The organism is Niallia alba, assembly GCF_012933555.1.
Taxonomy (GTDB): domain Bacteria; phylum Bacillota; class Bacilli; order Bacillales; family Cytobacillaceae; genus Niallia; species Niallia alba.
Window position 1 is genome coordinate 1840823 of sequence record NZ_JABBPK010000001.1, and the last position, 12225, is coordinate 1853047.

Consider the following 12225-nt stretch of genomic DNA (forward strand, 5'->3'; position numbering starts at 1 on the left):
AAATAGCCAGGAGGAAGTCCTTATGTCAAAAGACAATAATAGTTTAGCACACACAACTTGGAATTGTAAGTATCACATAGTATTTGCACCAAAATATAGAAGACAAATAATTTACGGGAAAATAAAGAAAGATATTGGGCAAATCTTACGTACCTTGTGTGAGAGGAAAGGCGTAGAGATAATAGAAGCAACTGCGTGTAAGGACCACGTACATATGTTAGTGAGTATTCCGCCAAAATTAAGTGTATCAGCATTCGTAGGATATCTAAAAGGAAAAAGTAGCTTGATGATATTTGATAGACATGCACAACTGAAATATAAGTATGGAAATCGAAAATTTTGGTGTACAGGATATTATGTAGATACGGTAGGAAGAAACAAGAAGGTAATTGAAGAATATATCCGTAATCAAATACAAGATGATCTAGTCGCAGAACAATTAACGATTATGGAATATATTGATCCATTTACAGGGGAAGAAGTGAAGAAAAAGAAACGAAAAAATTAGGAGAGAAGGCCTTTGAGGTCTGGCCAGTAGAAGTAGTACAATTGGCGAACCTTTCAGTAGCCCTTTAGGGTTTGGTCAGTAACAAAGGCTTTCAGCCGCAGAGAAAACCACCCGTTCTCACGGGTGGTCCTTATTTTGTCATTGTTTTCTCCTCTTTAAATAATGATAGGGGATTACAAAAGATTAAGAGCAGTTAACCACTATTAGTATGTCAGCTTTTTCAGCAATTATTTGTTTCACTTATAACCCGTAATGAAACAATATCTATTCCAAAATTCTTTTCTAAAAGGAAAAAAATATTTCCTGATGAAATAATTGAGAAAAGATGGTAACTTAGATAAGGTGAGGATTTTCATTTTAATAGAGGAGAAAAAATGATTAGATTTGACAATTACTTATTTGTTTTATTATTGAATGTTGTACCAATTTTTATTTATTATTATTATTTCCATAAAATGAAAACTAAGAATACAGTTCTTTTTACAAGTGTATATTGTTCCATCATATTAATTTTAGCCATGTCTTTTCCTTTAGAGATAGCTCCAGGTCATATATATGATTTAAGGACAATTCCTTGGTTAGTTGCTTTTTTGTATGGAGGATTTCCGGCTGGATTATTAACAACGATAGTGATGGCAATTTATCGATATATGATTGGGTACAATGAGGGCCTAATAGTTATGCTTATCATTGTTTTACTCACTTTACCTATTCTGTACGTAGCTATAAAGAAGTACAAGCAAGCAGAATCCTATGGAAAAAAAATAATGATTGCTTGTTTAATATCGCTTGTCCCAATAAGCATCGATTTAATTGCTACTTCATTTTTTACGAATAAGCTGACCTGGACATTTGTTATTTATTTATACTTATCTCATATTGTTACATTAAGTATTGCTGTCTATCTAATAGAGTCACTCTCTTATCAAGAGCGCAAGAAGGAACAAATGCAACAAACGGAACGAATAAGGTTGATAGGAGAAATGGCTGCATCAGTTGCTCATGAAATAAGAAATCCGTTAACTGTTGTTAAAGGATATACTCATTTATTAAAGGAAGCATCTAATATTACGGAGAAGCAAAAAGATATGCTTTTGCTTATGTCATCCGAATTGGTGCGGGCAGAAAAGATAATTAATGATTATTTATCACTGGCTCGGACGAATGAAGGGACAAAAGAACAGATCAATCTAGGTAAGCTTATAAAAAAAGTTGAAGAGCTTATGAGTCCCTATGCGCTTTTGAATAATGTGAAAATTTATAATCAAGTTCAAACAGAATGTATTATTGAAGCAGGGCAAGATGAAATTTTACAAGTATTTATTAATATAATTAAGAATGCTATTGAAGCAATCGAGGGAAAAGGTGAAGTGATTGTTTCTGAAAAAACCACAGAGAATTATGTAAAAATAAATATTGCAGACAATGGAAAAGGGATGACGGAAGAGGAGCTGAACAGATTAGGTACCCCTTTTTATTCAACGAAAACACAAGGAACTGGAATTGGTACGATGGTTTGTTTTAATATTGTACATCATTTGAATGGGAAAATAGAGATGAAAAGCAAAATGAACAAAGGAACTACGTGTTCTGTTTATTTACCAATCTTAAGTAAATAATAATATATAACATGTATGGATAGAGTATAAACAATACCGTCCATACATTTTTTTTGAAGAAAATAAAAACGCTTACAGGAAATTAGAAGGTATATGAAGAATGTTAATAAAGTGGGAAAGAATAATAGCATGTTTTTTTAGCATAATAGTATGAGAGAGTAAAAAAATAGAAATATTTTGAGTTATTGTTTATTTTGATTATTTTGTGACGTTAAACTCTATATTCGTGATAAACTTCACTTTTGTTTAAAAAAACTCTATTTTTTTGTCAAACTTACATTTATTTTTATTCAAAAAGTGGTATTATATTAAAGGAGTTTAATGATGGAGAGGTTGTACATCCTCTTCTACTGATAGAAAGAAGAGCATGATAGAGTATTTGTATTTGTACATACCTTCATTCATTTTAACTAGAGTTGGTAAAAATTATCTTTCGCAAATTTTTGTGCACTCAATCACAAAAAATTTGTTAATAACATTTAAGCGAAGAGCTTATAGTAAAGGAGAATCAGTTATGTCAGAAACTACTGCCCAAACAAATGCTGAGCAACAACTGACTGCAACATCAAATCAAGACCTATTGGATCAGTTGTTAAAGCCTGAGGTACAAGAATCATTGACAACATTAATCGAGCAATTACCAAAGTTAACTGAAATGGTTAATGGTTTATCTAAAACGTATGATGTTGTTCAATCATTATCACAAGACCAAGTATTTAAAAGCGATATTGTTGGCGCAACGACTGAAATGTTCGAGCCAGTTATTCATTCCGTTAAGGGAATGGCTTCAGCTACAATTGAAGCAAAAGATCGTGCAGATGCAAGCAATGAAACAATCGGTGTATTCGGGTTGATGAAAATGTTAAAAGACCCACAAGCACAAAAGATGTTCCGTTTTTTACAGAGCTATCTTCAAATTATGTCAGAACGTAATAATAAATAATCTTTCAAGTAGTCTTGCCTAGTCAGAAATGCCATTTCAAAAGGAGTTTGTTTTGTCAAACTGACAGGGAGCCTGCCAATACTTTTAAATGTAATAAGGACGGAGGATTTACTATGTCAAAACATATCGTTATTTTAGGTGCTGGATACGGTGGCCTATTAGCAGCTTTAAATGTTCGTAAATTTTACAGTAAAGCGGAAGCGACAGTTACCGTTATTAATAAATACCCAACACATCAAATTATCACTGAATTGCACCGTTTAGCAGCAGGTAATGTTTCTGAAAAAGCAGTTGCTATGCCACTAGAAAAATTATTTAAAGGAAAAGATATTGATTTGAAAATTGCTTCCGTTGATTCTTTCAATGTGGATACAAAAGAAGTTGTTTTAGGCGATGGATCTAAATTAACTTATGATGCATTAGTTGTAGCTTTAGGAAGTGTAACTGCATACTTTGGTATTCCAGGGCTTGAAGAGAACAGCATGGTTCTTAAATCTGCAGATGATGCAAACAAAATCTACAATCATGTAGAAGAGCGAATTCGTGAATATGCAAAATCAAGAAAACAAGAAGATGCTACTATTTTAATCGGTGGCGGCGGACTAACAGGTGTAGAACTTGTTGGTGAACTTGCAGATATCCTACCAGGATTAACAAGAAAATATGGCGTTGATTTCCGTGATATTAAATTGCTATTAGTAGAAGCTGGTCCGAAAATTCTTCCGGTTTTACCAGAAGACTTAATCGAACGTGCTACAAAAAGCTTGGAAAGACGTGGCGTAACTTTCTTAACTGGCTTACCAGTAACAAATGTTTCAGGCAATGTAATTGATCTAAAAGATGGTCAACAAATTATTGCTAATACATTTGTATGGACTGGCGGAGTACAAGGAAATCCACTTGTTGGTGTTTCTGGATTGGAAGTAAACCGTGGTCGCGCAACTGTTAATGAATTCTTACAATCCACTTCTCACCCTGATGTATTTGTAGCAGGTGATAGTGCAGTATACTTCCCTGCTGATGGAGATGGTCGTCCAGCACCACCGACTGCTCAAATTGCTTGGCAAATGGGAGAATTGATTGGTTATAATTTATATGCTTACCTTGAAAACAAAGCATTAGATACATTTGATCCAATTAACTCTGGTACACTTGCAAGCCTTGGTAGAAAAGATGGAGTAGCAATCGTTGGTGGAAGCTCAACTCCATTAAAGGGATTACCAGCTTCCTTAATGAAAGAAGCAAGTAATATTCGTTATTTATCACATATCAAAGGGCTATTCAGCTTAGCTTATTAATAGTAGTAAAAAAGATGAGATATGGTGCAATAGCACCGTACTCATCTTTTTTTTATTCTAACTAGGGATTGAATTTTCTTTGGTGGACATACAGAACAACTTATATGCAATCGGCGTTTTTATCCCACTCTTAGCGGAAAGTAAGACTCCCCCTCAAGCTTATGAACATATGAAGAAGATAGGTGGGAGATCCACTGTCCGTAAAAGTTCGATTAGTAACGATCCATTCACACTATCGAAGTTTAATTAAACCACTAGCAAGATTTATTATTGATAGAGGAAAAAGCTGAAGACCACAAATATCCATGTAACAGGTCTTATTCCGCAATTCATCACAAAGAAAAGTTGGCATAATATTTTACACAATCAATCCAGTCTGTGGATAAACGCCCATCTTTTATATAAGAGAAATATAATAGCCACAACTGTTCCTTACCATTAAAAAAAATAATAAATAGAATTATAAGGATAGAAAGGATAATTTTCATTCTTTTTCATAAGCTATTGGTAAATTGTGAAAAAGATAAAATTATCCTTTTTCTATTTTTTTCTCATCCACCATAACATGAAACGGTGATGGACAAAATTAAGCTATCGATGATTCTAAGGGAGTAGTAAAAATATGAAACGCTACATATTGAGTATATCTATTTTATCCATCTTTTTATTAACTGGCTGTTGGGATCAATCGGAGTTAAATCAAAATGCAATTGTTACAGGGATAGCAATTGATAAAGGGGATGACTATAAATATAAACTATCCATAGAGAGCACCTCTGCAACAGAATTAAATCCGAAAACCGCTCAAGGCTTAGCCCCTGCGATTGTTTATACCATAGAAGGAGATACAATTGGAGAAATTACCCATAAATTCAATATTGCTGTATCCACTCATTTGGTTTTTTCACATATGCGATTGCTTATTATTGGAGAAGAAGTTGCCAAAGAGGGAATTCTTAGTTTTATGGATTATTTCGACAGGGATAGAGAAATAAGGGATGACTTTAATATAGTGGTAGCTAAAGACACAGAAGCAGTTGATTTTTTGCGAATAACGAATGAATATCAAAAAGTCTCTTCTTTGAAAATTTTTCCACAGCTGGATAATATGTTAGATGAATGGGGAGGGACACCTGGAATTAAATTAAATGATTTTATTCGTACATACGCATCACAGGGGCAAGTTCCAGTTTTAGCAGCAATGAAAATACAGGGTGATAAAGAAAAAGGCGGCAATATGGATAATTTGAAAACGACGACCCCAGGAGCAGTTGCAAAAATTGATTCTTTAGCTGTTTTTAAATATGGGAAGCTGCAAGGGTATCTAGATTTATATGATACAAGAATTTTATTATGGATTCAAAATAAGTTGGAACGAACTGCTCTAACTGTTCCATATAATGAAAAAAAATTTTTTGCTTTGCGAATCATTCATTCTAAGACAAAGATTAAAGCTAGGCAAGTAAACGGCAGTCCACAAATTGATATATATGTCCATGCTGAATCTACGCTAGATGGATCTGATAAAGCAATAAAGGTTGCAAAGGTAAAAGCATTTGAAGAGTTTGAAGACCTGACTAATAGTTATTTAGAAAAAGAATTTAATCAATTAATTGAAAAAATGCAAAAAGAATATGTGGCTGATATATTTGGATTGGGGGAAATATTTAGAGATCAAGATTACAAGCATTTTAAACAATATGAAGATAATTGGGATGTAGGTTTTAAAGAGGCAAAGATAAACGTCCATGTAAATGTAGAAATAAAGAGAAGTGGATTTAGAAACAACAGCTATGATATAAAGTAAATGTAGTTACTTGAATAATGGACTGCTTTATAGCTAAAGTACAAAATAAATCAATAAAATAGTAAGAAATAGTATTATTTAAAAAATATAAAAATAGGGTTATTATAGAAAGAAATAAGACTTTACAAAAAGGGGAGAGGTAAAAATGAATATATCTGAGGTTATCACAAGTAGAAGAACAATAAAAAAATTTACATCTGAAGAGGTAGATAAAGGGGTTATTTTGGAATGGCTACAACGGGCAAGATTTGCTCCGAACCATAAGATGACAGAACCGTGGCAGATTCTTTTTGTCGGCGAAAAGACCCGAGCAGAACTAAAACATAAAACAAACTTCGGAGATGCATCAAAGATAATTGCTGTTTTATCCCATAAAGGAAGGAACCAAATTGAGCGAGATGAAAATTTGTCCGCTGTATCCTGTTTTATTCAAAATTTCATGCTACAGGCTTGGGATGAAGGAGTTGGAACGTTTTGGAGTTCTGTTGGTTCCTCTTCTTTAGGACGTAAAACATTAGGAGTGAGTGAAGACTATGAAGTTGCTGGAGTCCTGGCAATTGGTTATTCTGACGAAATTATGGCACCTAAAGAACGAGCATCAATTGAAGAGAAAATTACTTATTTAGATTAACTGATTAAGTCGAAAATATTCCTTAATATAAGGAGAGGCGTAATAGAACATCTTACGCCTCTTTTTTCTATTTAATAGATATTAAACAAACTAACTTTTAGACCACAAATTGGATAGAATCCTCTTATTGCGGAAACTGATATAAGTCTATATAATAACGTGGTATATATTGCGAGTGGTATACTTTAAGGAGTAATGCATTTAGGAGGACTGTAAATGAAAAAATTGCTGTTACTTGCAACCGGGGGTACAATTGCCTCAGTAGAAGGAAAGGAAGGGCTAGTACCCGGTTTGTCTGCAGAAGAGCTCCTTCAATATTTTAAAAATGATATTCTCGAAGTGGATGTAACTTGCGAAATCATTATGAATAGAGATAGTACGAATATGCAGCCAGAACATTGGGTCATGATGGCTAAGACAATTGCGGAGCATTACCATGAATACGATGGTTTTGTCATTACACATGGTACGGATACATTGGCGTATACCTCAGCTGCCCTTTCTTATATGCTGCAAGATCTAAAAAAACCAGTGGTAATTACAGGTTCACAGGTCCCGATAAGTTTTAAACAAACAGATGCTAAGAAAAATGTAATGGATAGTATTCGCTTTGCTAAAGAAGATATAGGTGGCGTATTTGTTGTCTTTGACGGGCGAGTGATTATTGGCACGAGAGCAGTAAAAATGCGTACGAAAAGCTATGATGCTTTTGCTAGTATTAATCATCCCTATGTCGCGACAATAGAGGAAGGTCAGATTCATTATATATGGAAACCGGACAAGCCGACGACCGACTTGAAGGTGGATATAAGTATATGTCCAGATGTGTTTTTATTAAAACTACATCCAGGTACGAAACCAGAAATCTTTGACTTTATTAAACACCACTATAAAGGAGTTATTATCGAAAGCTTTGGTAATGGAGGATTACCCTTTGAGGAAAGAAGTTTATTGCCGAAGATTGAAGAAATGGTGAGTCAAGGGGTTGCTGTTGTTATATCTACTCAATGTTTGGAAGAAGGGCAAGACTTGTTATTATACGAAGTAGGAAGAAAAGTGGCTCAATACAATGTTATTTTATCAGCAGATATGAATACTGAAGCAATTGTTGCTAAATTAATGTGGGTATTAGGCAGCGAGTTAGCGATAGAGGAAATAAAAAACCGCATGGAAAGTCAAATTGCTTATGACCTTTCAGTAGATTGGGAGAATTAAAGGCTTGATTATTGTTGAAACCTCCTTCTATCGTGATTTACGATAGATAGGAGGTTTTTTAGTTAGGGTTTGATTAGATTAGGATTATCTACCTAATTTTGTTTCGGATTTATTATATGAATATTTAGAAAATATATAAACGTGGCTAAAGAAACAGCTTTTATCGTGTTTTATATGGATGTATTATCAATTTATCTAAAACTTTTGACCTGAAACGTTAAAAACCCATAAAAAAACGTGACTAAAGGATTATATACTAGTAGAATAATAGATAATATCATAGGTATCAAAGAATACATAATCGGGGTAATAGTATTTATTAGTAATAAGATGATAGTTTTAAGAATGCCTAATAATGAACCGAGATAATAGATCTAGGAGGTATGTAGTAGTGAAAAAAGTAGTAGTACCTGGAGTATTTCTAGCAGCATTATCTTCTCCCCTTTTCATGGAAGAGGTTCAAGCTGCTTCCAACACCAAGTATGTAGAAGTAAATGCAGGATCGGTATTAAATGTAAGGGGCGGTCCATCAGTAAGTACAAGTATTGTAACAACTTTAAAAGCTGGAGCAAAAGTAAATGTCCTTTCCGAAACAAATGGCTGGTCAAAAGTGGATGTGAATGGAAAAGTTGGCTATGTTTCTTCAAGCTTTTTAATATCAAAGCAAGAAAGTACAATCAAATATGTTTCCATTGACCCTTCTTCTACTTTAAATGTTAGAGAATCAGCTTCTACAAAAGGAAATGTGGTTACAAAGCTTAAAAATGGCACAAAGGTAGAAGTGGTTTCTGAATCGAATGGCTGGTCAGAAGTAAAAGTGAATGGAATAAAAGGATATGTAGCATCCGAATACATAAAAGCTGTTCCAACAGAGGAAAAGAAAACAACCGAAGTAGCAAATGAACAAAAAAAAGTAACTAAATACGTAAATGTCACTGCTGGTTCGAGTTTGAACTTAAGAAATAGTCCATCAAATTCCGCTTCTATTATTGTTAAATTGGCAAAGGATGTACCGGTAACCGTTTATTCTGAAACGAATGGTTGGGCAAAAGTAGAAGTGTATGGAAAACAAGGATATGTAGCAACGCAATATCTTGCAGAAAAGAAATCAAGTGTTAGTACAGAACAAGCGAAAGAAACAAATACAAGTACTAATAAAGAAACAACAACGAAGTATGTAAATGTTGATAAAAATTCTTCTTTAAATGTTAGAAAGGATGCAAATACAACTAGTTCTATTGTAACAAAGCTTTCTAGAGGGACTGCAGTAAGTGTTCTTTCAAGTGCAAATGGTTGGGATAAAGTAACAGTATCAGGGAAGACAGGCTATGTAAGCAATAGTTATTTGTCTGATAAGAAAATAACTGATAATACAACGAACAATAATCCAGGAACCGAAAAAGATAGTGGGAAAAGCACAACGGACAAAGCTACAACGCAAATCAGTAAGAAAGTCAATGTGCAATCTGGTTCTAATTTAAATGTAAGATCGACAGCTTCCACAAGCGGAACGATTAAAGGTAAATTAGCTGCAGGGACAGTAGTAACAGTATTGTCGGAGAAAAATGGCTGGTCTCAAATCAAGACCAATAATTTAGAAGGCTATGTAAGTAGCGAGTATTTAACAAGCGTTTCTACACCGACTACGCCAGAAAAAGAAACAGGCCAAAAAGATGAAGAAAAGCAGCCAGAAAAAACACCAACAGTAGAAAAGAAAGTCAATGTGCAATCTGGTTCTAATTTAAATGTAAGATCGACAGCTTCCACAAGCGGAACGATTAAAGGTAAATTAGCTGCAGGGACAATAGTAACAGTATTGTCAGAAAAAAATGGCTGGTCTCAAATTAAAACAAATAACATAGAAGGCTATGTAAGCAGTGAATATTTAACAAGTATTTCTACATCTGCTCCTGATACGCCGGAAAAGGAAACAGACAAAAACGATGAGGAACAGCCAGAAGAAACACCAACACTCGTAGAAAAAATTGTTAATGTTCAACCGGGATCTAGTTTAAATTTAAGATCTACACCATCAACAAGCGGTACAATTCTTAGCAAGCTTTCGGCTGGAACGGTAGTAATTGTACAATCAGAAGAAAATGGTTGGTCTAAAATAAAAGTTAATAATTTAGAAGGCTATGTAAGTACTGAATTTTTATCTACAAAAGGCAATGGAACCTCTAATGCAACGATAAATAAGAATTATGTGAATTATAGCCTTACATTAGATGAAATGACGAATATTCAATTAAGCGTAAATCCACAAACAGACAAGAAGTATGATACCTACATCAGAGAAGATGCTATTGCATTCAAAACGGCTGATTCCACAAAAGGAACTGTGCTCGGCAATGGCTGGAGATTACGTGGAGGAGCAGGAACCGATTATTCTGTTGTAAGTACCTTAACTAGTGGGCAAGTATTAACAATCGTTTCCAAAGTGAAGGGAACAGATGGTTACTACTGGTATAAGGTAAATTATTCACAATCATGGGTTAGTGCTAGCAAAGAGGATACTGCATACTATCTTAACCCAGATAACTTTCTTAATAGTGAAACACAATCTCTTCAATTTCTAAAATTATCTGCAAAAGCAAATGTAGATGATAAGGAAGTAGATAGTAAAATATTAGCTGGAAAAGGAATCTTAGCTGGAAAAGCATCTTCCTTCGTAACCGCAGCTAATGCTTATGGTATAAATGAAATTTATTTGATTTCACATGCGCTTTTAGAAACTGGCAACGGGACGTCTACCTTGGCAAATGGCGTTGTTGTTAATGGTAAAACTGTTTATAATATGTATGGCATTGGTGCATATGACGGCTCTGCTGTTTCAAGTGGTGCACAATATGCGTATAATGCAGGCTGGTTTACTCCAGAAGCTGCTATTATAGGTGGAGCGAAATTTATTGCTCAAGGTTATGTTAATGCTGGACAGGATACTTTATATAAAATGAGATGGAATCCTGATGCAGCTGAGAAAACAGGAAAAGCAACACATCAGTATGCTTCAGATATAGGCTGGGCTACTAAACAAGTAAATCAAATCTATAACTTATATAGTCTATTAAGTTCCTATACTTTAAACTATGAAATTCCAACATACCAAATAAGCTCAAAGTAGAATAGAAGCTTTTTAAGGTTCACGTGAATGTTAAAAAGATAACTTCAATTTCTTATGTGTAAAAATCGTTTGGTTATAAGTAGGTAAATCAATTGTCTGGTTATAATGGTGTTTGGAAAGATTTTGTGCAATCTTTCTAAACATCACTCCAGATTGGATAGCAGGATCTAATGCTATCGGATTTCCTTTGTTATTAGCCGCGATTATATTTACATCTGCAGGAATGGCCCCTAGAAAATTTATATTTAATAATTGTAATATATCTTCAACTTCTTGGTTATTTCTATAAGAATTTACAACCAAGGATAATTCCAGTTCATTTTGTGATTCTAATATACCGATTACTCTATCTGCATCCTGTAAAGCAGTTTTGTCGGAGGTAGTTACAATAATCGCTTCATGAGCTCCATCTAATGCATAAAAAAATCCGCTTTCTAATCCCGAAGGAGAATCAATTAAGATAAAATCATACAGGGAATCTATCTGTTTAAGCATTTCTCTAAATGATTTCAGCTCCATCTCCGATAATCTTTTTTTACTACCAGGTACCAAATGAAGATTTTTCATAGTTCGATGTTTAACGATGATATGACTAAAGGAACACATTTTTTGCAAATAATCAGAGATATCTAGAATAATTCGGTTTGATAAGCCTAAAGGAATATCTAGATTCCGTAATCCAAAGTCTGTATCTATTAAGCAAACTTTATATCCCTTTAATGCAAGTGCACTACCTAGATTTGCAGTAACGGTTGTTTTCCCAACTCCTCCTTTCCCTGAAGTAATCGTGATAATTCGACTCATTCCCCAAATCCCCCTAAAAATTAAATAAACAAAAAAGTCGAATGACTTATATCCTATTTATGAGAAGTTTTGTTTATTTGCTAAACTAAAACCAGTGGGGATAAAAATCCACTAATAGAAGTTTTCCTTTATGTAAACATTAAATAATCAATTAATAGGAACGCTCAATAGAATGAAAGTGAACGTAATACAGAACAATTTTAATATGAAAAGTGTAGAAGAGCCATATGTAGAAACTACTATCTATTCTATTGGTTTTTCCACTTGTTTAGAGTG

At 34.0% G+C, this 12225-nt stretch carries 9 protein-coding genes and 1 pseudogene; 9 read left to right on the forward strand and 1 reads right to left on the reverse strand.

Features of this window, described 5'->3' with window-relative positions; translation table 11 throughout:
* Positions 1-22 precede the first annotated feature (22 nt).
* The 9 genes and pseudogenes from tnpA (at position 23) to HHU08_RS08865 (ending at position 11145) form a co-directional block, all read left to right on the forward strand.
* Complete coding sequence (tnpA, locus tag HHU08_RS08830; RefSeq protein WP_061800923.1) at positions 23-508, forward strand: IS200/IS605 family transposase; 486 nt, start codon at positions 23-25, stop codon at positions 506-508.
* Between the two features lie 374 nt (positions 509-882).
* A complete protein-coding gene (locus tag HHU08_RS08835) occupies positions 883-2127 on the forward strand; it encodes an ATP-binding protein (RefSeq protein WP_016200869.1) in 1245 nt (414 codons plus the stop codon).
* 514 nt (positions 2128-2641) lie between these two features.
* Positions 2642-3070, forward strand: coding sequence for a DUF1641 domain-containing protein (locus HHU08_RS08840; protein WP_016200870.1), 429 nt, complete (start codon positions 2642-2644; stop codon positions 3068-3070).
* A gap of 113 nt (positions 3071-3183) precedes the next feature.
* Positions 3184-4368, forward strand: coding sequence for an NAD(P)/FAD-dependent oxidoreductase (locus tag HHU08_RS08845; RefSeq protein ID WP_016200871.1), 1185 nt, complete (start codon positions 3184-3186; stop codon positions 4366-4368).
* A 203-nt stretch (positions 4369-4571) separates the two neighbouring features.
* Positions 4572-4810: pseudogene (locus tag HHU08_RS25050) on the forward strand (amino acid permease); the annotation flags it as partial.
* Positions 4811-4990: 180 nt separating this feature from the next.
* The gene (locus HHU08_RS08850; RefSeq protein ID WP_101730119.1) at positions 4991-6175 is read left to right on the forward strand and encodes a Ger(x)C family spore germination protein; all 1185 of its coding nucleotides are present in this window, start codon (positions 4991-4993) and stop codon (positions 6173-6175) included.
* Between the two features lie 145 nt (positions 6176-6320).
* Positions 6321-6806 carry a nitroreductase family protein gene (locus tag HHU08_RS08855; RefSeq protein WP_169188300.1) on the forward strand — a complete coding sequence of 162 codons (486 nt, stop codon included), beginning with the start codon at positions 6321-6323 and terminating at the stop codon, positions 6804-6806.
* 216 nt (positions 6807-7022) lie between these two features.
* On the forward strand, positions 7023-8021 hold the full coding sequence (locus HHU08_RS08860) for an asparaginase (RefSeq protein WP_101730117.1): 999 nt from the start codon (positions 7023-7025) through the stop codon (positions 8019-8021).
* A 391-nt stretch (positions 8022-8412) separates the two neighbouring features.
* Positions 8413-11145, forward strand: coding sequence for an SH3 domain-containing protein (locus tag HHU08_RS08865; protein ID WP_169188301.1), 2733 nt, complete (start codon positions 8413-8415; stop codon positions 11143-11145).
* A 30-nt stretch (positions 11146-11175) separates the two neighbouring features.
* Here the strand turns inward: HHU08_RS08865 and minD are convergent, their stop codons facing one another.
* Positions 11176-11949, reverse strand: a complete 774-nt coding sequence (minD, locus tag HHU08_RS08870; protein ID WP_169188302.1) for a septum site-determining protein MinD — start codon at positions 11947-11949, stop codon at positions 11176-11178.
* Positions 11950-12225: the final 276 nt, after the last annotated feature.